Source organism: Rickettsia peacockii str. Rustic (genome assembly GCF_000021525.1).
Lineage (GTDB): Bacteria > Pseudomonadota > Alphaproteobacteria > Rickettsiales > Rickettsiaceae > Rickettsia > Rickettsia rickettsii.
In genome coordinates this window covers 1,073,590-1,100,160 of sequence record NC_012730.1, presented here as the reverse complement: position 1 = coordinate 1,100,160, position 26,571 = coordinate 1,073,590, and the positions used below count along the sequence as shown (strand labels likewise).

Sequence of the window (26,571 nt, the reverse complement as noted above, 5' to 3'; positions counted from 1 at the left end):
TAATCTTATATGCTTACACATAGTAACAATATGGCTATACACATTATGGAAAGTTTTTTTAACGTTTAAATTACCTATTACGAGAAAAATTTATTTATAATTTTTCTGCTATTTGTGGTGGATTTTCTGCTTCCACTTCAATAATCTCAGATTTAGAGGAAACGATTTGATAACGCTCTAAGGTAGCCGGTATGGCTTTATTCCCTGAATCAATACCGAGTTTTTGAATATTCTTTACTCTTGACATAAAATTACGATTAAACGAGGCAGCAAATTTATCGTAATTAGTAACCATATTATGCAGGTTATTACCGATCTTTTGAGAATAATCTGCCATAGTACCGATGGAGCTTAATAGCTTTCTCACTTCTTCAATGATTACCTTATAATTTTCTGAGCGGCGATGATCGGTAATTTGAAATTTTGCAAATGATAGCATATTCATAAGTCCGCTAGGTCCTACCGGAAAGATATTACAGCCCCAAGCTTTTTGTAAAAATTCAGGGTCGGCTGCAATAACTTTCTCAACCGCTTGTTCAGTCGGCAAAAACATTAAAGTAATAACATTGTTAAAGCTCTGATCCTTTTTGTTTAGATTAGTTAAAATATTTGCGGCATATTCTTTATTCGCCAAAGATTTTAAATGGTAATTCATAGTTTTATTAAGACTCATGTTATTATCTTGCTCGTCTACAAGAAACTTTGAAGCTTTAGAATCAATAACCATTAAATTACCGGAAGGAAGAAAAATGAGCGCATCAGGTCTTAGCTTTCCGCTATCTAATGTAGTTAGACCGTATTGCATAATGAAATCTAAATTAGGACGTAAGCCCGAAGATTTTAAGATATTCTCAAGGGTAATCTCAGCAAGTAGCCCCGCCCCGATCGGAGAAAGTAGAGACTGTTTTATCAAATCAACCGTACCTTTTGATTGCTCTATATCTTTATTTAATGCTCCCACCATCGTAATTAACCGTTCAAACTCACTATTAAATTTTCCTGAAGCAGTAGCGATATTTTTCTCGGCTAGCTCTCTTGCCGCCGTGTTTTCCATTTTATGTATCGCTATTAATTGTTTAGACAAATCTTGACCTAAATCAAATAACGCAGCTTTAGCCGATGAAAATGACTCTTCTCTTATTTTTTCTGAATCCTTAATAGTCTGTGCTTGATATTCTATTTTACACTGCAATTGCTCAATTTTCTGTAAATATCCTATCTTTTCTTGATTTAATAATTGGTTGTTATTGCTAATTTCTAGATTCTGCTCTGATAAAAATTGTAGCTGTGTCCTTAAGGTTTGAGTTTTTACATAAAACCAAATTATTAGCGCTAATAAAATAAGTAGCGTAGTTATAATAGTGGGTAATAAATAAGGCATAGAATGAAGCAAAGTTTAATGTTAAATAATACTAAAGTACCGCATAATTTGCACTAATTATTTTGGCATTGCCTAGAAAAGGTTGATATAGTCATTGTGAGTTACTGCAGGTGTTGTTGCATGGCTCGTTTTATGTCATGCCTGCGCAGGTCTTGTTGTGTGGACCGAAAAACCCGTTCGGTGTTATGCCGTGGCTTGACCACGAAAAAACACAACTTAAAATACTAAAATTTTAATGTTTTAAACTGGATCCCGTGATCAAGTCGCGGGATGACAATTAGGAAACTGGTCCACGCAACAAAGCATTCCCGCTTTCGTGGGAATGACATCGGAATGCTAAACTATAAAACAACTTTTTCTAGGCAATGCTCAATTTCAATACTACAAGTAAGACTATTTCGATATTAGCCTATAATATTTTTATAAACTTATAGAAATATTATAATGGATAGGTTATATAAAAAGCAAGTTGAAGAATATCTAACAAATTATGGTAAGCTTGTATTTATAAGCGGAGCAAGGCAAGTAGGAAAAACTACAATATCAAAACAAGTGATTAAGCATAATCCTAATTCAATTTACCTAAATTGGGATTATCTAGAAGATAGAAATAAAATCTTAAACAAACACACCGAACTTTTTAAAAATCTACTGTCTACTATATCCGATAAGAAATCGTGCTTAATATTAGATGAAATTCATAAATATAAAGATTGGAAAAATCTTGTAAAAGGATTTTATGATAAATTCGGAGAAAATATTGAATTTATTATAACAGGTAGTGCCAAATTAAATATATATAAAAAAGGCGGTGATAGCCTAATGGGACGTTATATAAGTTTAACCGTGCATCCGTTATCGGTATCTGAAATAGCTAAAAATTTTGATAATGACATTGATTATATAAAAAGCCCCAAAAATATCACTATAGATGAATTTGAAGCTTTAATAAATTTTGGAGGATTTGCAGAAAGTTATTTAAAAGCAACTGCTAAATTTCATAGAATATGGAGTAATCAAAGATTCGAGCAATTATTTAGAGAAGATGTAAGAAATACTGAAGATATCAACAATATTTGTGCGTTAGAATTACTGGCTAGCATTATAAATGAGCAAGTCGGCTCATTAATAAGCTATACAAACCTTGCTAACAAAGTTAGAGTTTCAGACCAAACAATAAGAAGATGGCTCTCTTTGCTAGAAAAGCATTATTATTGTTTTGCTATCAAACCTTGGTCTAAAAATGTTGTAAAAAGTTTGATAAAAGAGCCCCAAATTTACCTTTGGGATTGATCGCAAATAAAAGATATAGGAACGAGATTTGAAAATCTTGTAGCTTCTCACCTTTTAAAAGCCGTATATTTTTGGAACGAAACAGGGCTTGGTGATTTTGGTTTATACTATCTGTGTGATAAACAAAAACGTGCAGTCGATTTAGTAATAACAAAAGATAACCAACCGTGGATTTTAGTGGAAGCAAAAGTAAGTGACTCAACCGTTTCTTCAAGCTTAAAATATTTTCATGAATTACTTAACCCTGAGTTTAGTTTTCAAGTAATTCAAAATAAACAAGCTATTTCGGACTCTTGCTTTGATAAACCGGGTTTATGGATAGTACCGGCTATTACTTTCTTATCTCAACTTGTTTGATATGAATTTTTGCAAAAAAGGTAATCTAGGCAAATGTAAATCATATGACTATTTCGTTGCTTATATCGAAATAGTCATTACCAATTCGACATTTAATGATAAGCTGTATCCTCGCACATACCACTAAATGTAGCTGAATTGACTATATTCACTTTATCTTCTAGCGGTCCGAGTGGCTGAGCCGGTTTTAACAATTCCGGTGTTAATATAAATTTAGTTTTTTTCTCGATATTCGATAAAAAAGGTAAATGTAAGCTATGAGGGCTGTATATTATTGCATATTTATCCCATTCTAGATATTGTCTATTCAAATTCTCTTTATATTCAGATGGCCCATATACTTCTATACTACCAAATTTATATTTTTTTAAAGGATATAGCTCATAATCATAAAAAAAATCATTTGGATATTTATTACGCATACTTTGATTAAAATGAACAAATTTATCATTTTCTTTATGAAATACGAAAATATCTAAGCATCTTTCTCCGCAAATTACATAAATTTTATTATGTTTAACACGATATCCTAATTGTTCAAATTGTGGTAATATTTGTTGCAAACGTATTTCGTCTTCATGCATAATGCCGATATCTAAATCATCGTCAAAAGGAATTATGCCTTGATGTCTAACGGCTCCAAGCAGAGTGCCGCCGTCTATCCAATAATTAATATTATTCTTACCAAGTAGCTCATGAGTGTCTTTCATTAACTGATAAAGGGCAATAGCTTTTTTCTCGCTAATCCTGTATTTTTTTACTTGTTCATCACTTAAGGTTACATATTGCCAGTCATGTTCTAATATATAAGCATAAAAAAATATCCCGGCAAATATAATTAATATTAAACCTATAATATTTTTAAAGGATAATATTGACTTTAATTTTATCATCTTTCATCTCAAATTGTATTTCTTCTGCCGATGTGACGTTTTTTAAATCTTCTGCTAATTCTGCAGATAATACTATGCCGCTAACTTCAAGCAATTTTATTGGAGCTTTTATAGATAGATTCTTCTCAGCTTTGAATTTTCTGACGATATCTAGTATTTCAAGCAGCCCTTCTGCTCCTTTTGCATTGATTTCATAATTTAAGTCACTGTAATTAACCCAGCTACCTTTAACATGAATAGAATTTTTACTATATAATATTTGGTATAATTCTTCGGTAATATGCGGCATGAAAGGTGCAAATAGTTTCAGTAACGTTTGCATAACATGATATAAAGTTAATATGCTACTATATTGTCCTTGTGGATTTTTGTGTTCCTCATCATAGCTTCTTGTTTTGCTTATTTCTAAATAATTATCACAAAATACCACCCAAAAGAATTTTTCCGTCAGATGCATAGCATGTGCATATTCGTAGTTTTGTAACTCATTTGTAGCTAGCTTAACTAATTCCACTAGCTTATTAACCATCCATTTATCAAACTCGTTAGTGATTTTTTCTTTAATATCGAGTAAACTCGCTTTTTTATCTTCACCTTTCAGTTTATCAAAATGTATAAAAACAAATTTAGCGGCATTCCATAGCTTGTTAACAAGCCTTTTGCCGTTTTTCATAACGTCTTCAGAATAGGCGGTATCAGCACCTAGCTTTGAATTTGCCGACCAATAACGTATCACGTCGGAACCATATTGTTCTAACAGTTTTTCAGGAACTAAAACATTGCCCTTAGATTTTGACATTTTACTTCGATCTTCAGCTAAACACCAACCGCTTATCATGATGTTTTTCCACGGCAAAGTATTTTGGTGTAAATGAGCTTTTAAAATAGTATAGAACGCCCAAGTTCTGATAATTTCATGTGCTTGAGGTCTTAAATCCATCGGAAATAATTTATCGTGCCTATCTTTATTAACAGCGAAATCGTCAGAAATCCCATGAGTAGAAAGTTGAGGCGAAACGGAACTTGTTGCCCAAGTATCCATTACGTCATAATCAGGTTCTACTTCTTCTTTACTATAACCCATAGGTAAATCTTTTAACGGATCGATAGGTAGCTGCGTAACATCGGCATATAAGATTTTTCCTTCCTCACCTACTCTTTTAGAGTACCAAACAGGGAAAGGCACACCAAAATAACGCTGCCTACTTATACACCAATCCCAACTAATGGCATTAATCCAATTCTCTAAACGAATCTTCATATTTTTAGGATGCCAATTTAACTCATTCGCTCTTTTAAGCAATTCTTCTTTATGTGATATAGTTTTAACGAACCATTGCGGTACAGTTAGTATCTCAAGAGGAGCACCTGACCTCTCGGCACATTTAACGGTATGAGTGATGTCTTCTTGTTTAATAAGCAACTCTTGTTCTTTTAAAATATCTATTATTTTTGTTCGAGCTTCTTTAATTTTCAACCCATCTATAGAAGTTTCATGTTGGAAGTCTATTGTACCTTTTTTAGTGATAATAGTTTTTAAAGGTAGATTATGCGTCTTCCACCAAGTAATATCCGTTTGATCACCAAACGTACAGCACATTACCAGTCCCGTACCTTTATCTTGTCGTACTAAAGGGTCAGCAAGCAGTGGAACTTGCTCATTAAAAAGTGGGGTTATAGCTGATTTACCTGCTAGATGCTTATAACGTCCATCGTCAGGGTGATAAAATACGGCTACGCAAGCCGGTAATAACTCAGGTCTGGTAGTGGCTATAGTAAGCGGGTCTCCTTGCTCGGTTTTAAACGTAATATAATTCATGAAAGAGGTTTTTTCCTTATCCTCAATATCGGCTTGGGCAAGAGCTGTACCATCTACTGGATCCCATAAAATCGGTTGATTAGTAAGATAAATTTCTTCTTTTTGTACTAAATCAAGAAAAGACATTTGTGATATTTTTCGTGATAACGGACTAATAGTTTGGTACTCTAAACTCCAATCAACCGATAAAGCTATTTGGTTAAATAGACTTCTAAACTTTTCTTCTTCACTTTCTACTACCTCTTCGCAAATTTTTATAAATTCAGATCGATCCATATTATAAGCTTTGATCTGTTTCTGCTTTTCAACAAGTCTCTCGGTCGGTAGCCCGTTATCGTCAAAACCCATAGGATAAAAGATATTTTTACCCATCATACGCTGAAAACGTACAATAAAGTCGGTTTGCGTATAGCTATAAACATGACCGATATGTAACTGTCCTGAAACTGTCGGAGGCGGAGTATCGATTACATAGGTTTCTTCTTTTGCAACGTTTGGATTATAAGCATAAATTTGTTTCTCTTGCCAAATTTGCTGCCACTTTTTTTCATTTTCGGTAAAATTATAATTTTTTGGAAATTCTTTCATAGATTTTGTAGTTGATTCAAGAATATTATTATAAAGGTTATATGTGATTATGACAATAGATGCTTTTCTTTGGGAGGATATGGATATTTAGGATTTGTGCAAGTGGTGCTTGCATGATTAAGTACTTATTTACAATTGAGCGAACGAAAGTTTCTTGAAGACCTGTAATTTTGGCAATAACAGGAATTTTACAGCCCTGACTGAACATTTCCTTCGCTATAATTACTGCCTTATTATGTTCGCCCTCAGCTTTGCCTATCTCAATACCCTGCACCTTTCCTTCATCTCTATATGTATCAGCGATAGTTTTCATAATAGTATCCTTATCTTGCGGTAATAGATGTGTATCTAATACTTCTACTAATTCCGGTTGTTTTTGTTTTGATAATTTTGCGTTAGTATACCATAAGAACGATCTTAGGTAAATATAACCTTTTTCTTTATCCAATATTATAATATGCTTAAACTCTGTTAAAAACTTCTCCCATAGTTTTATCATATCCTGCATATTGGATATGCTGCATCATATATTCTAGCATACCTAAATGTTTTGTCTTGACGATTTCATCATCTGTCATAGCTTGCAAATCTACTAATTGATAATCTTCCCCCATTAATTTCTTTGCCATCACACTATCAGTAAATAAACTCCACAGATTTCTTGGAGCATTATAAATTTCTTTACCGTTGTAAATAACTAAATTATAGACTAGCGGTAATTGGTAATTTATCCTTTCCTTGCTTATGTCTTTCACATAATAATAGTGTATATTTCCATAACCGCAAAGCCGTCCAATAATCAATTGTTGATTGGGCCTCTACTAATACATAAACAAATGCTTCTTCTTTATTATTGGTGCTAATTTTATATGTTATATTACTATATTTCTTATTTAAAGATTCCTCAATGTAGCTTTCTTGTTCTACCGTTATTTTTGATAAATCTAATATTAAAATCATCGGGTAAATAATATTCCAAAAATTCTTGTGCTGCTACCGGGTCGTTCATTATTATTTTTACTAATGAATCATGTTGTAATTTTTTAGCCATAAAAATCTAGTAGCTTTATTTCGTGGCGTATTTTATCTTAAATTATCTATAATATCCATATTTATTTAAATTTAAAGTTTAATATGCTAATTCTAGACAAACTTTTGCTTACCTTAAAATTAATGCGTGTAGATAAGCTGGTAGCTTATTTGCTGGTTTTTTTTCCTGCTTTATTTGGGTTACTGCTTGCAAACCCCTCAAGAACGGAGTTAATACATTTATTACCGTTATTTATTTTAGGTAGTATAACAGCTAGAAGTAGCGGGTGTATTATTAACGATATATTTGATAGAAAATTTGATAAGCATGTTGCAAGGACTAAAGAGCGACCTTTAGCTAGCAAGGCTTTATCTGTTTCTTATGCTATTTTGATACTCTTTATTCTTAGCGTTATCTCACTTTGTATTTTGCTACTTTTAAACAAAACAGCTATATATATAGGTTTTTTTGCGGTAATAATGATTAGCCTATACCCGTTAATGAAACGTATTACTTATTTCCCGCAAATCTTTTTGGGATTTACATTTAAGCTAGGGGCCTTAATAGCTTATGCGGCAGTTCAGGATACACTTGATATAGCAGCGATTATTATGTATTTAGCATGCTGTTTTTGGGCCATCGGTTATGATACGATTTACGGATATATGGATATAAAAGATGATAAGAAAATAGGAGTGAAATCGTTAAGTATATATTTAGAGAACAAGCATTCTAAGCTTTGGCTTTATATATGTTATATAGGTTTTATATTGTTATTTATTCTAGCAACAAAAATGGCTAACCATAATATCGACTATTTACCTATTTTAGCTGCTTTAATTTTACTGATATTACAAGTAGCAACTCTTGATATTGAAAATCCTGCCAATTGTATGACAAGATTCAGAGCTAATAATTATATCGGATTAGTTTTGAGTGTGGTGTTTTATTAAATTCTTTTCCTAATAACAGTCTTGTTAGGGATTAGATAATGTTCTTGATGTCATTCCTGCGAAAGCAGGAATCCATAAAAATAACATTAATATTGCTGTAAGTATTACATTTCTAGTAAAAAACATATAAGAATTTAATTTTTATATGTTTTACTGGATTCCTGCTTTCGTAGGAATGACATTGACCCGTGCAACAACTCCTCTAACAGCCCATAAAGTGACCATCGATATTGCGGTTATATAAACCGCAATTGATAAAGAGTTGCCGGTTACATACCATAGCATTAGGCAGATTGACGGAGTAAGACGTCCGATTAATGAAGCACCTATACTACTGCCGATACCGACTAACATATATTTATCGGCAGTTTTAAATAAATCATTTAGCCAGCAGTTCAAAGGTGCCAAGAACCCGACACCAAGTATTATAATCCAAATACGTACAAAATTAACATACCATATAGATGCATTATTCAAGCAGAGCCATAAAGGAATTATGCTTAAACTCATTAAAATAAGAGTACCGTTTAGTATTTTAAGGTACTGTAGCTTTTTTGTTAGATGCCCTATTATCGGAATCATAATCATATCAAAAATCAGAAACTCAGTATTAAATTTCATCATTATTTCGAGTGATATAGCAGTGATAAGCGGAATAAAACTATTCAAAAAGACGAAAGGTACTATATAAGTCATATATGAGAAACCTATGGCAAAACTAATGCGTAAGATACTTAGTTTACAGTTCCAAATTGTAGTTAAGTCTTGTAATAATGATGATACTACGTCATTGCGAGGAGAGGACCCAGGTGTCATCCCGTGGCTTGACCACAGTATCCAAAAATTACGTAAAGTAATTTTATCTTTTTTATTGGATCCCGTGGTCAAGCCGCAGGATGAAAATGAGGGCTTGACTACAATATCCTCGCGCTTTCTTAAAAAATAACCTATCAGTGCTGTAAGTCCGCCAAATATGAAACATAAACGCCAATATTTATTATACTCTACATTTAAAACTATAGTACTGATAAATGAAGCAAGAATAATACCGACCATAGTAGATGTTTGATAAAGGTAAGAAGCTTTAAACGCTTTTTTTTCTTCTTTATTCTCTAAAATAAATAATTTAGCAATGGCACATTCACCCTCGGAATATACTCCTTGCAATGTTCTAAGCAACACTAATAATAGCGGTGCAAGCCAGCCTATTTGAGCATGTGAAGGTATTAAACCGATTAGGCTAGTTGTTACAGCAACGCCGATTAAAGAGTAAGATAAAGCAAAAACACCGCCGTATTTTTTAGCAATTACGCCAAACAAATAAGAGCCTATGGGACGTGTAAATAAAGACGCAGCAAGAACACTATAGGTAAGTATTAAAGCAACGACTTTATCATGATTCGGAAAAAAAATACCAGCAAGTAGCGGAGCAAGAAACCCATAAAGTGCAGTATCGAAATGATCCATCGCATTACCGATTAGGATCGAAAAATCCCTTTTACTTAATGCATTATTCATATATTAATAATTTAAAATTTATAATGGATTATACTCGATGAATTTGGAACATTGGTGACAATGTCTTTGTAAGTCCTCGGATGCTGAACGTTTAATATACGCTCTGCTCCTCGGCTTACAGAACTATTACTCTTTCCCAAGTTGATCTTCGTATAACAGCGCTTCGTTTTGTAGGAGTATATAAGTATGTAATCTTCCTTGTAAATATTTTTTTAAGAGATATGATTATAAAGTTATAGCTTAAAGTAATTGTAATGAATGAATAATTTGAAACAAGGAAAGTTTATTACATTTGAGGGAGGGGAAGGGATAGGCAAATCTACTCAATCTCAAATGCTCTATGAATATTTACAATCTCAAAATACTCCCGTTATTTTAACTCGTGAAGTCGGTGGTACTATTGTAGCCGAAAAAATGCGTGAAATTCTAGTACATGAAGAATTACTACCTATGTCCGAGCTATTACAAGCTATGGCAGCACGTTATGATCATATGGCACGGAAAATTATACCAGCTCTACAAGAGGGACATATTGTAATATGTGATAGGTTTATTGACTCAACTGTATGTTATCAAGGATTAGAGCTAGAAAACGGCATAGATTTAGTTTATAATCTGCACAAAACTTTAATGCCTTCTCTTATGCCGGATATTACGTTTTTTATTGACGTAGAGCCGGATACTGCTATTAAGAGAGTCAATTCACGAAATATGAACAATAAATTTGACATAAGAGGTATAGATTTTTATAAAACAATCTATTATTGCTTTAAAGAATTAAGTAATAGATTTCCTGAGAGAATAAAAACAATTAAAGCTTCAGATTTAAGTCCACTTGAAGTACATGAGTTAATAAAAAAGCATTTATGAACAATACTTACTACATTACTACCCCTATATATTACGTTAATGATATTCCCCATATCGGTCATGCTTATACTAGCGTTGCAAGTGACGTAATCGCTCGTTTCATGCGACTTCGAGGTTTCGATGTAATGTTTTTAACAGGTACTGACGAACATGGGCAGAAAGTAGAAAAAGCAGCTATTAATAAAAATATTGACCCACAAAAATTTACCGATCAAACATCCGAGAGTTTTCGTCATCTGATGACTGCTATGCATATTTCCAATGATGATTTTATCAGAACAACGGAACACAGACATAAAGAAGCTGTAGCTGTTTTTTGGCAGAAATTACTAGATAACGGCACTATTTATGAAGGTTTTTATGAAGGGTGGTATGCAGTGCGAGATGAGGCTTTTTTTGATGAGTCGGAACTTACGAGGGACGGTTTAGCACCGACTGGTGCTCCAGTTGAATGGGTTAAAGAGCCTAGCTATTTCTTTAATCTTTCAAAGTGGCAGGATAAATTGCTTGAGTTTTATGAAGCAAACCCTGATTTTATCAGACCTATATCAAGGCGTAATGAAGTAATTAGCTTTGTTAAATCGGGTTTAAAAGATTTATCGGTATCGCGTACTACTTTTAACTGGGGAATAAAAGTGCCAAATAATGAAAAACATGTAATTTATGTTTGGCTTGATGCACTGGCTAATTATATTTCAGCACTCGGTTATCTTGACGAACAAAGTAATTACGGTAAGTTTTGGCCGGCTGATTTACATGTAGTCGGTAAAGATATCTTGCGTTTTCATGCCGTCTATTGGCCTGCTTTCTTAATGGCTGCAGAAGTTCCGCTGCCGAAAACAATTATGGCTCATGGCTGGTGGACGAATGAGGGGCAGAAAATCTCTAAATCTCTTGGTAATACCATTGATCCGATTAAGTTAATTGATGAATTCGGTGTTGATCAAGTTAGGTATTTTCTGATGCGTGAAGTAACTTTTGGTGCGGACGGCAATTTTGCTCGTAGTAATTTAATTACCCGTATTAATAGCGAGTTGTCAAACAAAATAGGTAATTTATTACAGCGTACTACATCTTTTGTTTATAAGAATAATGACGCCAAAGTGCCTTTGCTTACGCAAGGTGTTATAGATAAAATATATGAGCTACCGATTTTAAAAACCGCAAGTAAATTTGTCGAGCAGAATATTTTATTGATGGACAAAACAGAGATTAATAAAATTCTTGAAAATATTATTAATTTGGCCGAAGAGGCAAATATCTATATTGATAGCGAAGCACCCTGGAATTTGAAAAAAACCGATCCAGATAAAACGTTAGAAGTGTTATACGCTTTACTAGAAGTTTTACGCTATATTGCGATAATGCTTCTGCCTTTTATACCGAGTTCAGCAAATAAAATGCTTGATCAGTTAGGGGTAAATAAAGAAGAACGTCTATTTAAGCATTTAATACGTGATTATACTTTAACAGCGGGTAGCAATATTTTAGAACCTACCATAATATTTCCAAAATTTGAATAGTGTGTCATACCGTGGCGAGACCGCAGTATGACACACCTACTAAGAGTATAATATGTTAATAGATTCACATTGTCATCTTAATTTACGTAGTAACTTTTCATCCCGCGACGCGATCGCGGGATCTAGTGAGGGTATTAAAACAACTAATATTAGTTGTTTTCTAGATACCGTAGTCAAACCATGGTATGACGCAGTGCTTTTAGATTCTGTCATTCAAAGAGCATTAGAAAATAATGTGCAGTATATGCAAACTATCTGCACTAAAATTGAAGATTTACCTATTATTTTAGAGATAGCTGAAAAATATGCAAATGTTTTTGCGAGTGTTGGGGTGCATCCGTGTGAAGTGAATTCTTTTATTAGTCATTGCGAAGCACTGCAAGTGCTGTGGCAATCTCAGGAAGCTTGGACAAGATTGCTACGTCAAGACTACGTCTTCCCGAACTCAGATGCTGAGGCAATTATTATGCTAACCCAGCATCCGAAAATTATCGGAATCGGTGAAACGGGGCTTGATTATTATCATCAGCCTTACGATCAAAAATTACAAAAAGATTTGTTTGTAGCACATATACATGCGGCGTCTAGTACACGCCTGCCTGTTATTGTTCATACAAGAGAAGCAGACGAAGATACTATTGACATTTTAACCTCAGAAATGCGTAACAGCACATTTCCAGGTTTAATACATTGCTTTACCTCTTCAAAAAATCTAGCGGCAAAAATGCTAGATATCGGTTTATATATTTCAATGTCAGGGATTATAACTTTCAAGAATGCTACTGATTTACAAGAAATAGTCAAATATATACCGCTTGATAGGTTATTAATAGAAACCGACACTCCTTACTTAGCTCCTACGCCTATGCGAGGCAAACAAAACGAACCGGCATTTGTTAGGTATGTCGCTGAAAAAGTTGCCGAACTCAAAAATATAACATCAAAAGAAGTAGCAAATGTTACTACTCATAACTTCAAAACATTATTTTCTAAATTTGAAAAATATATAAATAATACTTTATAAAAACAGCAAGTTTGATAATTTAAAGTTGCAATTTTTAAAATAATATGTATATTTTATAGTATTTCAATTATTAGTATATTTGATATGGAATTTAATCGCAAAAATACCATCATTGGTTTTTTAAAAGCACATGAAGATCAGCAATTTACCTCTTATGGTATCGCTGAATGGTTTGTAGAAAATCACATTGACGAAGCAAGACTCAAGAAGAAAAAGATAAGGAGATATAGGAATTGATGCAGGTGAAATTAGCAGTAGTAAGCTTTCTGCTGAACGAAGACAAGAACCTAATATTAGAATAGAGCTAAACCTAAGCTAAAGTTTTATTATTCGCAAAACCCTGATTACTATGTCAATAATGAACAAGCCACAGAACCTAAAATAAATGCAAATAAAGAAGATAAAATAACCGCAGTGCAAGTATGTGATGCACTGGCATTATATCTTCAAAACAAATTGAAGATTCATAATATGCCTATTAAGCATAATTTTTCTTCAAATAAACAAGGCACTAAAGGTAATAATAAATGGTTACCCCAGATTGGGTAGGTATGGAAGTTCTTAATGAAAAGTGGAGTTTACTAATTAAAGATTGTGCTAAATATTATGCATGAAAACAAGCAAGGCTTTGGTCTTTTGAAGCAAAAAAATTATCAATCGTAGTAATTTACGAGAATCGTTTTTTCAGGCTTTATCAAATTCCTCATGTGCACATTATGGTTATTTAGTTGCTGCTGATTTAATTGAAAGTAGATAAAATGATACTAGGCATGGTATAGGATTTATTTTAGTAGATAAAATCCTGAAGATAGTAAAATATCAATTCCTGCTAGAGAAAGACCGGAAATAGATTGGAATATGGCTAATAGGTTAGCAGAAGAGAATAAAGATTTTGAAAATTATAATTATATAAATAATATTGATACAGTCTATAAAAAACAGAAAGTAAATGATAGTACTTGGTTTAATATTAATGACCACGTAAATAAAATTCCTAAGCAAAATAAGAAGAAAAAATAAACATATTTATATATAGACCATTATTATCATGCATTTATAAAAATTTAAGCAGTGAGTCCTAAAATTAATGTACTGAGAATTTTTAGTGTTAAACTAAATTTATATTCAGTATTTTTAAATTTGTGGATAAATTATGATTAACTGTGATTTAAGTACTAATTATACATATTATATGTTAGAGGGGCTTAGAGCACAAATTGCTCCAATGCATTTAGGTATAAAAATTCTAAAAGAAGCATATTAACATGAGATAACGGTTTTGCAAGAATTATGCATGCTTATTTAACGCTTTGTGAACGCATGACTAGAAAATATGAAAAACCCGAATTTAATAATCCTTGAAACAATTATTGATGATAAAACCTATAACATTAATGAAAAAGTTATACTAAAAAAGTCTTTTTGTGAACTAAGGCATTTTCAGAACATAGGTTTTAAAAAAGAATTACCTCAATTATTAATAGTAGCACCCATGGCCATGGCGGGACATCACGCTACTTTACTTAGAACAACAGTACAAGAATTATTACTGTATACCGGTATTTATATTACAGATTGGACGGAAGCCAGTTATGTGCCGCTTGAAGCAGGGCATTTTGATATGGATGATTATATTGATTACGTAATGGAGTTTATCAATTTTATAGGACCGAATGTTCATACTATGGCAGTTTGCCAACCTACTGATCCATTGCTTGCCGCCATTAGCTTAATGTCGGAGAGTAATAGTCCAAATGTGCCGAGTTCGATGATTTTGATGGGCGGCCCTATAGATGCTAGAAAAAATCCCACGGCAGTTAATGAATTCGCTCAAAGTAAAAGTTTAGAATGGTTCTGCCAAATGGTTACAATGCAGGTGCCGCCAAACTATCCCGGACATGGTAGAAAAGTATATCCCGGTTTCCTCCAACTTGCCGTCTTTATGGGTTTAAACTTATTTCGTCATATAGATTCACATTTAGAATTATGGCAAAGTTTATTAAATTCTGACTATAAAAAAGCCGATATTAAATTTTATGATGAGTATTTAGCAGGTATGGATATGCCGGCAGAGTGTTACTTACAAACTATAGATGAAGTATTCTAACAATTTTCGTTAGCAACAGGTAAATTAGTTTCTGAGAAGCGTCCGATCGATTTAAAACATATTACTAAATGTGCTTTATTCGGTATTGAAGGGGAATTAGATGATATTGCAGCGGTAGGGCAAAACAAAAGCTGCTTTAAAACTTTGTTCAAATATACCTGAATCAATGCAAAGATACCAATTTACAAAAAGGGGCAGGGCATTACGGGGTATTTAGCGGAAGTAAATTTAAACAGTTTATAGTGCCTATTATCAAAGATTTTATCTATGATTTTGATAAAACTAATTTCAAGCAATCTAAACTTAAGGCAGCATAAAAATAGTCATTACGAGCGGGCATTGCCTGTGTGGATTGTTTTTTCCGTCATTGCGAGGAAATTACGTAAGTAATTGACGTAGCAGTTCAGTAAAAAATGCTGATTTACAGCATTTTTTTGTTATTTTTTCTGGATTGTCACGCTTCTTTCAGTCGCTCGCAATGACGGGGTGGTATCCACGCAACAATACCTTGCTGGAATTATATCGCAGCCATACAACAAGATCATAATTAAAGGAGAAGGGTGGTAATCTAATATTCAACTCTTATTAGTCTTTTGAATTTCTTGTTGTTGCTGTTGTCTGTATTCTTCCGCTTTTTCTTCGATGTAATTAAAAAAGAAATAAGTAAAAGTTAAAAAACCGGTCAAAATAATACCAAATGTTATTAGTATTGCTTTAAGTTGCTTTCGTGAATCTTCTGCTTTTAACCTTTTCTCTTCTTCATCTATGTCTTCATCATTTTTGACTTCAGATATTATTGTTTGTTCTTCTGTAGTATTTTCCATGTTGTAACTCAACTAAAATGAACCGCTTTATTACTAAGTCGTTCCTATAACTTACAGATTTTTGAAGTTTATAAGATTAGCTATATTTGAATGATGAGGTGTAAACTCATAAAAATAGGATATATACGCAATAATGCTATGTCAATAGCCTTGAATATTAGCGGTGTTCAACCAAGGTTATACATATTATTATAATTTGAGTCTCCTAACATTGAAGTATTTAAAGTATCGGAGTAAGCAGCTGATAATATAGCATCATCAAAAGTGATATTAAGCTGTCCTATATAGTCTTGAATAAAATTGTTAACAGTAGATTCAAAGTTTGTATATTTTTAGGATATGAATAAACAAGCTGTGTACATTCTGTATTTCCTAATTTACTTCCAATCAATGTTAATAACATAGAGTTATATTCATCTTGGGGGTGTTACGATTAATTATTTCGTAAGTTTTAGCAAGAATATAACAAGCTTCGTTATTTCCCTTCATAGTTTCTAATTTTATTTCTTCAGAAGATAAAATATTATTTAGAAAAGCTTTTTCATATATTTCATAATTCGGTGATGAATCAGATTTTCCGTTAAAAAGAGCAGTAAATAGGATTTTAGCTTTCTCTAGATCATTCATTTTTGATTTAGCGGCAACCAAAAGACCGTTTTCATAGTATCGATAATAAATTGTCAAGACCTTAATTTATTATTAGAACTAATGAAAGAGTTTGTAGTATTGCTTGTTACTACGTTTCCCTCGCAATAATTATCGTTTATATTCCAGTGTTTTACCTGTAATAAGGAATGCCAAGTACCAAGATCGTTCCAAGCAAAATCGGCTTTTATCATGACCATTCCCGAAATATATTCCATTATGGTATTGTCTATAGAAATTGCTGCGATTTCATTATAAGCCTCATTGTCTATGGCCAAACTATTCTCATTTTTTACGGCAGTATTAAATGCTTTTTCTGCAATACAGAATAAATCAGGTTGAAGGTTCATTGCTAAGTTTAAGAAGAAGTTAACATCGTATACACAAATTCCTGAATTCCAAAAATATTCATTACTTTGAAAATGTTTGCTTGCTCTAATATAGGTTGTTCAATTAAATGATCAACTAGATAAACATTTTCTGCAATTGATAATCCTGTGTTTATATAGCCATACTTGGCACTTATAACATTTATAGGAATATAGTGCAAATGCCGCATTCATTAACATAATGTAAAGCTTTATTTAGAGTATTAAGATAATTTATATCATCCGCTATATGATGGTTTGAAGTTAGTAACACTACAATATCAAATCCTAGTGCTGTAGCCGATAATGTCGTAATAATGGCACAAACGGCAGTATTTTTTTGTAAAGGCTCGGTAATTAATGCTATTTCTACATCTATTTCTGCTGCTTGTTCTTTAGTGATTGATTCATATTTTTTGGAAGTAATAATAGTAGGTTGTCCTAAAAATTTATTTCGGTTTAATGTTTGCTGAAGTAAAGTTAGATCACTCAATATTTTTTAAAACTGTTTCGGTTTATCCTTAGATGACAAAGGCCATAGTCTTTTACCGTTACCTCCTGCCATAATCATCGGTTTTATTAGACTCCTTGCATAACCTCCTTCTAAAGGTAATTTGTATACCTTTGATACTTCAAGATTTGGTACGTTAAATTTCAGGATTTGCCTGTGCTCAGGTATTTTTATACGCTGTATAGGCTCACCACTTATTTGACTCCCAACTTCTGAAGTATCTGCGATATACGTCGATCCAATACTCGCATCCTCACTTACCTTTTTGTACGCTGCGGTGCTGCGTTTCATGTCTCCTTCAAATTCCTCTTTATAAGATAGGTTATGTAAGGAGTCTACTTTCATATATTTTACAACTATTAATTGAATTAGATAATAAAGCGCTTTATAAATAGTTTTAAAAAATATGTCAAGTGAATTAACTATATTGGCAAGTTTTACAATAAAAAGTACTTCTGCCTGAATGCTTTATCTTGATAATGGTGCTAGAACAGCTTAAACAACTTTGTCCCTCTCTACCGTAAACCTTAAGTTGCTTAGTAAAATAACCAGGTTTGTTATCGCCGTTTACAAAATCTTTAAGAGTAGTACCGCCGGCAGTTATAGCTTTAGTTAACACATCTCTAATCGCTTTAATTAAATTTTCTATTTCATCATCCCTTAAATCGTTACCTGATTTATCCGGATGAATTCTAGCTAAATGCAGACTTTCGGAAGCATAGATATTACCGACTCCGACTATAACTCTATTATCCATAATCAAGTTTTTTATTGGTATTTTTTTAGTTTGTAGCTTATCTTTTAGATATTCTAACGTCAATAAATCAGAAAAAGGCTCTATGCCTAAATCATTAAAAAATTCTTTTTCTAAGAGATCAGTCTTAAAACTATAAATCATACCGAATCGTCTAGTATCGTTGAAAATTAACTTTTCGCCGTTACTTAAATCAAAAATCACATGATCGTGTTTTTGAGTTTTATAATTAGCAGATTGCAGAGTAAATCTGCCGTTCATGCCTAGATGAACTATTAAAGAATAATCATTATTAAAATCTATAATTAAATATTTTGCACGACGCCTAACATCCAGTATATTAGTATTTAAGATTTCTGTAGCTAAAAGCGGGGATAGCTTATAACGTAAATTATCTCTTTTTAACTCTACATTTTCTATAATAAGCCCGATTAGCTTATCTTTTAGAGAGTTTTTAAGAGTTTCTACTTCAGGAAGTTCCGGCATTTGATACTAATATTTATAATAAAAAACTATGAACCAAACAAATTTTGGCTTTAAAAAAGTAGACTACACTAAAAAACAAGGTTTAGTAAATAACGTTTTTTCTAATGTCGCTGATAAGTATGATTTAATGAATGACTTAATGAGTTTGGGATTACATCGCTTATGGAAAGATGAATTTATTAGGCAAATTCCAAATCTTAACTCTCATATATTAGATGTTGCTAGCGGTAGCGGTGATATTGCTTTAAAACTTGCTAAAAAAGCAAGAGATAGAGTTAATAATATCTCTTTAACTTTAAGTGATATTAATGAAGAAATGTTAAAGCAAGCTAAGAAAAAAGCAATAGATCTGAATTTATTTCAAAATCTTAAATTTACTGTAGCAAGTGCTGAAGAACTACCGTTTCTGGATGATAGTTTTGATTATTATACTATAGCATTCGGTATTAGAAACGTACCTGATATAAATAAGGCTTTAAAGGAAGCATGTAGGGTTTTAAAGCCAATGGGTAAGTTTATATGTCTTGAGTTTTCAAAAGTAAAGGAAGGGTACATGAAAGATTTCTATAAATTCTACTCATTTAATATTATACCGAGTATTGGTCAAATGATAGCGGGTAATAAAGAGGCATATGAATATTTGGTCGAAAGTATAGATTTATTCCCCTCACAAGACGAGTTTAGAATAATGATTAAAGACGCCGGTTTTGAGGAAGTCGGTTATAAAAATCTAAGTGGCGGAATAGTTGCTATCCACAGTGCGTATACTCGATGAACTTCAAAAATTGGCTACGTCGTTCTACAAGATCTGCGGTACTTACTTATTAAGTATACGCTCCGCTCCTCGACTTGTGAACTCCTTGCTCTTTTTGAAGTTGATCTTCGTATACTATTCTTTATTTTACTTCGGAGTATATAATAGATGATAAGTAATTTTTTTAATTTAATACGTATTTTTCGTATCATCAGTAAAAAGCAAATCTTAATTGATTCAAGAAGCCCTATATATTGCAGGTTTATCGGTTATATATTAGCCTTATTTTTTGCTCCGGTCTCGTTAATAAAAAAATCACGGGAAGATTACGGCAAACGCTTAATAGATTGTTTAAGTGATCTTGGACCTATTTATATAAAATTTGGACAAACTCTTTCGACAAGAACCGATTTAGTAGGAGCAGAGATAGCAGGTTATTTAAGGTTACTGCAAGATAAGCTACCTCCGTTTGATGGTGGGGTGGCGAGAAGGTTGATAACGTCATTGCGAGGAGACATGTATGTCGACGAAGCAATCTCAGCAAGCAAACAAAAGATTGCCACGCAGTCTATGACTGTGAGCCATGACGCCCTCCCTTTCTTACACCTCGACGATACCCCCATCGCTGCCGCATCAATTTCGCAGGTACATAAAGCACAACTTATAACCGGTGAATATGTTGCGGTAAAAATTTTGCGTCCGGGTATTCATAAAAAATATAACAGAGATATTAAGCTGCTATATTTTCTTGCAAAAATTATCTCAAAATTTTCTAAAGCAAAAAGGCTCAAACCGATTAAAGTAGTCGATAAATTTCATGAAACTATGAAATTTGAGCTTGATTTACGTTTAGAGGCGGCAGCAGCTTCTGAGCTTACGGATAATATGCGAAATGATATTAACGTGATAATCCCTAAAATATATTGGGATTTAACATCAGAAAATATACTAACCACCGAGTGGTTAGACGGCACTTCTATATATGATACTTTGCTACTAAAGGAAATGGGGTTAGAGCCTGCAAAAATATCTCAGGATTTTGCCGTAATGTTTTTCAATCAAGCCTATAGAGACGGATTTTTTCATGCTGATTTACATGCAGGGAATATTTTAGTGAATAAGCAAGGTAAAATAATTTTACTTGATTTCGGTATTATGGGCAGACTTAAAGAAAAAGATCGTTTAGCCGTTGCCGAAAGTCTATTTGGCTTTTTAAGGCGTGATTATAAATTAGTTGCTAAAGTACATTTAAGAGCCGGCTATATCCCATCAAATACCGATTTAGCTTTATTCGCTCAAAGTTGTAGAGCAGTTACCGAGCCTATAGTAGGGACGCCCATAAAAAATATTTCCATAGGTAAGCTGCTTGCACATTTATTTAAAATCACGGAAGATTTCGGCATGGAAGTACAACCGGAGTTGTTGCTATTGCAAAAGACTTTAATAATGGTGGAAGGGATAGGCAGACAGTTAGACGGTAATGTTAATATGTGGCAGCTCGTCGAACCTTGGATTAAAAAATGGGCCGTGAAAAATCTAAGCCCTGAAGCGAAGTTGTTACGATTGGTAAAGCATGACCTAGATAGTCTAGAGGATATTATTTGACATATAAAAAATTAGCCTTATATATTAAGAAATTTTTTATTATGAAACTAAAAGATTTATTTATTAAATATCCTATTACTACTCCTTTTTTGGTTGATTGTAAAAATGATAAATTAGTATTTCCTTCAGATAAAGAACAAAAATATAAAAGAGACCTAAAAGAAAAAATATGAGAGGAAGAGTTTGAAAAATTAACGACTTTAGATAAAATTGTTTAATACCCCGAAAACTTAGAAAATATAGCTTTAGTAAGTATAGAAAGACATCTCGATAAATCATTTATAGTAGCGAAATTGCTTAATGATGTACAACGTGAATATTATAAATCCATATAGATCCCGATAATAATATTAAATCGATTTTGCATTTCTCAGAAATATATTTTATCGGTGATGTAGGGTGAATGCCGGCTGAAGTTTTAAAACGCGAGTATAATGTCGGTACTATACAGCAAAAATCTTTACCGAAAATCATGGAATTATGGCCTGACCCTTACTATTACAACTGGATTCAGAAAAATAAAGAGTATAACAACCCGGATATAGATCCTCAGGTAATGGAGAATATTGTTTTATTGTGTGGAGAGGTTAGTATGGATTTACCGGTAAATGAAAAATTATAGTAAAAAACCATTGCAAGATAACCATGACTTTTAAAATTAACAAAAATTAAATTTTATAAATCTTTAAATTATATAAAGGTATTTAAATGTCTAAAAGCCAAGAGCAAGAGCAGGAATCCATTGATAATATAAGAAGGCAACAGTTTGATAAAGAATATAAAAATCTTTCGTGGGTTCAAGTTGGATATTTAGCTCTTGGAGCTGACACAGGTAACAAAAAATATGATGAGTTAAATAAACGATATCTAGATCTTAATAAAGATAATTTAGGTATAATACAAAGTGTTATCCAAGCAGTCGGGAATGTTCCTAGTGCATTGCAGTTTACCTGGGAGGCTTCTCAAGTTTTACCTGATCTTGCATTGGAGCTTAATAACCTCAGAAAAGCGAGAAGTGCTACCACTAGTGTAGGTTCTATTGACGCTGGTTGCAAGATGATAGCAGATGCAGCATCGCTTATAAAAAATGTGCTTCTGTTTTACATTCCGAAACTATATCTAATAGTTCAAAAGAAACTCTTTTACAGTCTAAAGTTATCCCATATCTTCTCACGCCTATTTTAAATAAGAGGCTTAGCAAAATAACAAAAAACTTTCAAACTTCCGAAACAGAAAAAATAAATGTATTAGACAAAATAAGTCCTAAATTTATCAGAGAATTATCTACACTAGGAGTAGATTTAATATCTAAAGCACTAGAAAGCGATTTAAACCCAAAAGTACAAGAAATATATAAGAATATTAAACAAAAAAACGCGTCATCTCAAGGTGCTATATTAAAAATATACATGACATTTAAAGCACAAAAAATCGCTAAACCTGAATTAATTGCAAATACAGTAGCACTACTTGTAAATTCTAGCGAAAAATTAATTGAAAGTACTCCTTCAGCTATAAAAGCTTATAGTCAGCTTAAAGCAAATCAGCGTTGGACTAAAATTAACCTAAATATGGAAGGGTTAGATACTGAAAAGGCAAAAAACCTCAAATAGTAGAGTTAGTTGAAAATGCCAAAAAAATTATTGATAATTTATCTCCTGTTTTAGAAAAAAATTACCGCGATATTTAGATAGTAATAAACAGGATATATTAGATGTTTTAAAATATCCTAAAGTAACGGAAAGAATAGAATCACAAGGGAAAGATCCAGAGTGTTTATACATAAGGCATTAGATGCATCTACGTCTTTTTTAAAAGATGCTCTGCCGTCAATTACTAAACTTGCAAGTCTCGCTCTTCCCGATAGTGATAAAGTTGCTGATATAATACAAAAATTTCAGTTAATTAAGCCACTTCCAAAGGAAGAGAAATCAAAAGAAGAAAAGGTAAAAGAGGTAAAGGAATTGATTAGTCCTTTGATACAAATTAAAAACCATAATCCGGAAATAAGAAAAATAATTGAAAAAGACCTTCCTGAACTATTAACAAAACATGCAAGTAGTTTAGGACCGGTTGTAGATGAGTTTTGAAATAAAACACCTAAGGGTCAAAAATTAAAATTAGACGGTGAAAAATTAGTAAAGATAGCCGGTAAGTAAACATGCACCTGAATTAATTCAAATTGCTGATAAATTTAGCAAACATGAATACGGTAAAATTATTATTGCTGGCGTTAAAATTATTATCAGATCCAAAAGTGCTAGGAGTAGTAGCAGAAACTATAGTTAATTTAGGAAAAAGTAAATTTAGTAAAGATAAAGAAGCGGTAGGACCGCATACAAGTAAGGTATTAGAAGAAAGACAAAGAGAGATAGGAAAATCCGGTAGAGGAGCCTAAGTCCTGTGCACTTTTAATAGAATAATCATAATTATGGCTCTTTTTAGTTGGAAATTATCAAATTTTTTTGAAATATGCATAACTATTCCTTCAAAAATCTTATTAATTTTCGCTTAAAAAGATCTAATAATTATAATCATTAATCAAAAGTGCACAGGACCTAGAAACATCTTGCTATTATTTGATTAAAATTATATTGTAAATTCAAAGTGTCATTATGAAATTACAAGGATGATAGACAGAAATTATTAGTTAACACATATCACAGGTGCCCTTGAGATATTCCCTATTTGTGTCATGCCCGGTCCAAGGCAATGTGGTAAAACTACTTTAGCTCACGCTTATATTAAACAGCTTAAAGAAGATGAAAAGAGCTACTTTTTTGACCTTGAGGATCCATCTCACTTAGATCAATTTAAGAATCTTAAAACAACTCTTGAGCCTTTAAACGGTTTAATAGTAATTGATGAAATTCAAAGACAACCTGAAATTTTTCCTTATTTAAGAGTTCTTGCTGACTATTCAAACAAAAAATTTTTAATATTAGGTAGTGCTTCTGGAGAATTATTGCGACAATCTTCAGAATCATTAGCCGGCCGTATTGAATATACGGAGCTTACTCCGTTCAATTTAATAGAGATAAATGATTTTAGGGAGTTATGGTTAAGAGGTGGTTTTCCTAAATCATATTTAGCAAAAAATTATGTCCAAAGTCTTAGATGGCGTAATAGCTACATCACTAGTTTTATCGAGCGTGATTTGCCTAGTTTAGGAATATCTCTTAATGCACATGTAATGAGGCAGTTATGGATGATGCTTGCTCATAATCATGGGCAATTATTAAATTATAGCGAGCTTGGAAGGTCGCTCGGTTTAACGGATATGACTATAAAACGTTATACTGAAATATTAGAGCAAACTTTTATGATTCGGCTATTAAAACCTTGGTATGAACATATCTCAAAACGTCAAGTGAAAGCACCAAAAGTCTATATACGAGATAGCGGAATACTACATGCATTATTAGGGATTCACGAACATGATTGGTATGTTCATCCAAAACGCGGTCTTTTATTTGAAGGGTTTGTAATAGAGGAGTTAATACGTAAATTTAAAACGGATGCAGAGTATTTTTTTTGGCGAACGCAAACAGGAATTAGATTTATTAATTATTAAGAATGGTAAGAAATACGGCTTTGAAGTAAAAAATGTTGATGCTCCTAGTATTACTAAATCAATGCGTACCGTTCTTGCCGATTTGCAGTTAGAACATTAGAACATTTATATATTGTTACCGCCGGGAATAATACATATAAAAAAACAGAAAAATAAGTGTAGTTGGAATAGCGAACTTATCTAATTTACAGCTTGGTTAAAGTATATAAGTTACCATATTTCATTACCTTTAGTCTTATCATTACTTAATAAATTCATGATGACAATTAGAATCAGTAATATTATCTAGTAATATATCTAATTCAGATTTTTCGGTGCTAATAACTAAACTGTTATTAATTAATTTTAAACTACACATACGGGTTTTTAGTTTTTACGTAAATGAATCTAATAGGAATGCCCGGCATGTCAAAAGCCTCACGCATATTGTTTACTAAATACCTAGTATAGCTATCGGTAATTTTTTCCGGATTATTGGAGAATAGCTTGAAAGTAGGGGGGCGGGTTTTTGTTTGAGTCATATATTTTACACGCACTCTTCTGCCTCCTTTTTGTAAAGGCAGCAGATGTGCTTTCGTAGTAAAATTAAGCCATTCATTTAATTTGCTAGTAGTTATTTTCTTATTCCAAATTTTATAAATTTTAAGACAAGCATCTAGCACTTGTTCAATATTTTGTTTATTTATTGCTGAAATGAATAGAACGGGGATACCTTTAACTTGAGGCAGATGAGTATTTATTTGATAATAAAATTCTTCCTGAAATGCTTCTTTTTCGGATTCTTTAACTAAATCCCATTTATTCACTACTATAACTATACTTCTTCCTTCATTTACCACATGGCTTGCAATATTTAAATCTTGCTGTTTTAAAGGAGCTAAAGCATCAATCATTAAGATTACGGTATTAGCAAATTTAATACTGTTAATAGTATCCGATGCCGATAATTTTTCTAAAGACTCTGTAATAGTAGATTTCTTGCGGAGTCCTGCCGTATCAATCAATTTAATATGATTATTTTTATATTGCCAATCAATTTCAATTGATTCACGAGTAATGCCGGCTTCAGGACCGGTTAATAATCTTTCATCATTAATAAGAGCGTTTATAAAAGTAGATTTTCCGGCGTTAGGTCTGCCACTAACTACTATCTGCAAACAATCTCCTTTAATTGGATCGGCTATATTTGTCTCGATTGATTCTTCTTCAGGTAACTTGGCAATAATTTCGTCATATAAATCAATTAAGCCTGTGCCATGCTCGGCAGAGATAGCTATCATACTATCAAACCCTAATTTGTAGTACTCTTTATCAAAATCAAAAGCTTTCTCGCATTTATTAACTACCAATATAGCAGGCTTATTATATTTTCTAACAAAACTACTAAGTAGCTTATCATCAGGTAATATTCCGCTTCTACCGTCAACCATAAAGCAAATTAAATCTGCCTCTAAAATTGCTTTAGTAGTCTGCTCAATTAACCTCTCTCCCATACTATTAGGATTCTCGTCAAGTCCTGGGGTATCAATTAACAAAAATTCAAAAGAGCCGATTTTGCCGTCTGTATATTTTCTATCTCTAGTGACGCCTGGCAAATCGTGAACGATAGCTTTTTTACGTATGCTTAATCTATTGAAAAGCGTTGATTTGCCTACATTCGGACGGCCAACTAAAGTAATGATTTGCTTAGTCAT

General features: G+C 32.6%; 23 protein-coding genes and 4 pseudogenes. 16 read left to right on the top strand and 11 right to left on the bottom strand.

Translation table 11 applies throughout. From position 1 onward, the window contains the following. Positions 1–94: 94 nt before the first annotated feature. The gene (locus RPR_RS06570; protein WP_012736978.1) at positions 95–1,381 is read right to left on the bottom strand and encodes a DNA recombination protein RmuC; all 1,287 of its coding nucleotides are present in this window, start codon (positions 1,379–1,381) and stop codon (positions 95–97) included. 444 nt (positions 1,382–1,825) lie between these two features. Here RPR_RS06570 and RPR_RS06565 point away from each other — a divergent pair, with 444 nt between their 5' ends. After that, entirely contained in the window at positions 1,826–2,674 is an 849-nt protein-coding gene (locus RPR_RS06565; protein WP_085065750.1) for an ATP-binding protein, read from the top strand. A 177-nt stretch (positions 2,675–2,851) separates the two neighbouring features. After that, positions 2,852–3,031, top strand: a complete 180-nt coding sequence (locus tag RPR_RS09945) for a hypothetical protein (protein ID WP_041472106.1) — start codon at positions 2,852–2,854, stop codon at positions 3,029–3,031. Between the two features lie 92 nt (positions 3,032–3,123). On the opposite strand, the gene RPR_RS06555 is transcribed toward RPR_RS09945, so the two are convergent. From RPR_RS06555 to RPR_RS06545, 3 genes and pseudogenes are all read right to left on the bottom strand, one after another. Continuing rightward, positions 3,124–3,924 (bottom strand): LicD family protein, encoded by an 801-nt coding sequence (locus RPR_RS06555; RefSeq protein WP_012736977.1) that lies wholly within the window; start codon positions 3,922–3,924, stop codon positions 3,124–3,126. After that, the gene (locus tag RPR_RS06550) at positions 3,893–6,331 is read right to left on the bottom strand and encodes a valine--tRNA ligase (protein ID WP_012736976.1); all 2,439 of its coding nucleotides are present in this window, start codon (positions 6,329–6,331) and stop codon (positions 3,893–3,895) included. The genes RPR_RS06555 and RPR_RS06550 overlap by 32 nt, the downstream gene beginning before the upstream one ends. Positions 6,332–6,368: 37 nt before the next feature. Further along, positions 6,369–7,382 (bottom strand): annotated as a pseudogene (locus tag RPR_RS06545) (Rpn family recombination-promoting nuclease/putative transposase). 83 nt (positions 7,383–7,465) lie between these two features. Here RPR_RS06545 and ubiA point away from each other — a divergent pair. Further along, positions 7,466–8,314, top strand: coding sequence for a 4-hydroxybenzoate octaprenyltransferase (ubiA, locus tag RPR_RS06540; RefSeq protein ID WP_012736975.1), 849 nt, complete (start codon positions 7,466–7,468; stop codon positions 8,312–8,314). 150 nt (positions 8,315–8,464) lie between these two features. Here ubiA and RPR_RS06535 read toward each other — a convergent pair whose 3' ends face one another. Continuing rightward, a complete protein-coding gene (locus tag RPR_RS06535; protein WP_012736974.1) occupies positions 8,465–9,832 on the bottom strand; it encodes an MFS transporter in 1,368 nt (455 codons plus the stop codon). 258 nt (positions 9,833–10,090) lie between these two features. Between RPR_RS06535 and tmk the strand changes: the two genes are divergently transcribed. The 5 genes and pseudogenes from tmk to phaZ all read left to right on the top strand — a co-directional run bounded on the left by tmk (position 10,091) and on the right by phaZ (position 15,673). Further along, on the top strand, positions 10,091–10,702 hold the full coding sequence (gene tmk, locus RPR_RS06525; RefSeq protein ID WP_012736973.1) for a dTMP kinase: 612 nt from the start codon (positions 10,091–10,093) through the stop codon (positions 10,700–10,702). Further along, complete coding sequence (metG, locus tag RPR_RS06520) at positions 10,699–12,225, top strand: methionine--tRNA ligase (RefSeq protein WP_012736972.1); 1,527 nt, start codon at positions 10,699–10,701, stop codon at positions 12,223–12,225. The genes tmk and metG overlap by 4 nt, the downstream gene beginning before the upstream one ends. 52 nt (positions 12,226–12,277) lie before the next feature. Further along, positions 12,278–13,249: a TatD family hydrolase gene (locus tag RPR_RS06515; protein ID WP_012736971.1), complete on the top strand. Its 972-nt coding sequence runs from the start codon at positions 12,278–12,280 to the stop codon at positions 13,247–13,249. Between the two features lie 858 nt (positions 13,250–14,107). Further along, positions 14,108–14,269 (top strand): hypothetical protein, encoded by a 162-nt coding sequence (locus tag RPR_RS08675; RefSeq protein ID WP_187145786.1) that lies wholly within the window; start codon positions 14,108–14,110, stop codon positions 14,267–14,269. A 133-nt stretch (positions 14,270–14,402) separates the two neighbouring features. Further along, positions 14,403–15,673, top strand: a pseudogene (gene phaZ / locus RPR_RS06510) (polyhydroxyalkanoate depolymerase). Between the two features lie 258 nt (positions 15,674–15,931). On the opposite strand, the gene RPR_RS06500 reads toward phaZ, so the two are convergent. From RPR_RS06500 to mutM, 5 genes and pseudogenes are all read right to left on the bottom strand, one after another. Then, positions 15,932–16,180 carry a hypothetical protein gene (locus RPR_RS06500; RefSeq protein ID WP_012736970.1) on the bottom strand — a complete coding sequence of 83 codons (249 nt, stop codon included), beginning with the start codon at positions 16,178–16,180 and terminating at the stop codon, positions 15,932–15,934. Positions 16,181–16,573: 393 nt separating this feature from the next. Continuing rightward, a complete protein-coding gene (locus tag RPR_RS08670) occupies positions 16,574–16,807 on the bottom strand; it encodes a hypothetical protein (protein WP_014273711.1) in 234 nt (77 codons plus the stop codon). Between the two features lie 53 nt (positions 16,808–16,860). Beyond that, positions 16,861–17,214: a hypothetical protein gene (locus RPR_RS09250; RefSeq protein ID WP_266105343.1), complete on the bottom strand. Its 354-nt coding sequence runs from the start codon at positions 17,212–17,214 to the stop codon at positions 16,861–16,863. A 142-nt stretch (positions 17,215–17,356) separates the two neighbouring features. Beyond that, positions 17,357–18,049, bottom strand: a pseudogene (locus tag RPR_RS08665) (sugar phosphate nucleotidyltransferase). A 73-nt stretch (positions 18,050–18,122) separates the two neighbouring features. Continuing rightward, positions 18,123–18,944, bottom strand: a complete 822-nt coding sequence (mutM, locus tag RPR_RS06480) for a bifunctional DNA-formamidopyrimidine glycosylase/DNA-(apurinic or apyrimidinic site) lyase (RefSeq protein WP_012736969.1) — start codon at positions 18,942–18,944, stop codon at positions 18,123–18,125. Positions 18,945–18,972: 28 nt separating this feature from the next. On the opposite strand from mutM, the gene ubiE reads away from it, so the two are divergent. The 8 genes and pseudogenes from ubiE (at position 18,973) to RPR_RS06435 (ending at position 25,077) form a co-directional block, all read left to right on the top strand. Beyond that, positions 18,973–19,719: a bifunctional demethylmenaquinone methyltransferase/2-methoxy-6-polyprenyl-1,4-benzoquinol methylase UbiE gene (gene ubiE, locus RPR_RS06475; protein ID WP_012736968.1), complete on the top strand. Its 747-nt coding sequence runs from the start codon at positions 18,973–18,975 to the stop codon at positions 19,717–19,719. A gap of 147 nt (positions 19,720–19,866) precedes the next feature. Beyond that, entirely contained in the window at positions 19,867–21,303 is a 1,437-nt protein-coding gene (ubiB, locus tag RPR_RS06465; RefSeq protein WP_012736967.1) for a 2-polyprenylphenol 6-hydroxylase, read from the top strand. Next, positions 21,300–21,476: a hypothetical protein gene (locus RPR_RS08660; protein WP_187145785.1), complete on the top strand. Its 177-nt coding sequence runs from the start codon at positions 21,300–21,302 to the stop codon at positions 21,474–21,476. Before ubiB ends, RPR_RS08660 begins: the two co-directional genes overlap by 4 nt. A 230-nt stretch (positions 21,477–21,706) precedes the next feature. After that, positions 21,707–21,925 carry a hypothetical protein gene (locus RPR_RS06460; RefSeq protein WP_016926481.1) on the top strand — a complete coding sequence of 73 codons (219 nt, stop codon included), beginning with the start codon at positions 21,707–21,709 and terminating at the stop codon, positions 21,923–21,925. Between the two features lie 427 nt (positions 21,926–22,352). Further along, positions 22,353–22,916, top strand: coding sequence for a hypothetical protein (locus RPR_RS09245; RefSeq protein WP_228368834.1), 564 nt, complete (start codon positions 22,353–22,355; stop codon positions 22,914–22,916). 159 nt (positions 22,917–23,075) lie between these two features. After that, positions 23,076–23,393: a hypothetical protein gene (locus RPR_RS06445; protein WP_085065746.1), complete on the top strand. Its 318-nt coding sequence runs from the start codon at positions 23,076–23,078 to the stop codon at positions 23,391–23,393. A 113-nt stretch (positions 23,394–23,506) separates the two neighbouring features. Further along, positions 23,507–23,701, top strand: coding sequence for a hypothetical protein (locus RPR_RS06440; protein WP_085065745.1), 195 nt, complete (start codon positions 23,507–23,509; stop codon positions 23,699–23,701). A 261-nt stretch (positions 23,702–23,962) separates the two neighbouring features. Further along, positions 23,963–25,077, top strand: a pseudogene (locus RPR_RS06435) (ATP-binding protein). A gap of 150 nt (positions 25,078–25,227) precedes the next feature. On the opposite strand, the gene der reads toward RPR_RS06435, so the two are convergent. Then, positions 25,228–26,571: a ribosome biogenesis GTPase Der gene (der, locus tag RPR_RS06430; RefSeq protein ID WP_012736966.1), complete on the bottom strand. Its 1,344-nt coding sequence runs from the start codon at positions 26,569–26,571 to the stop codon at positions 25,228–25,230.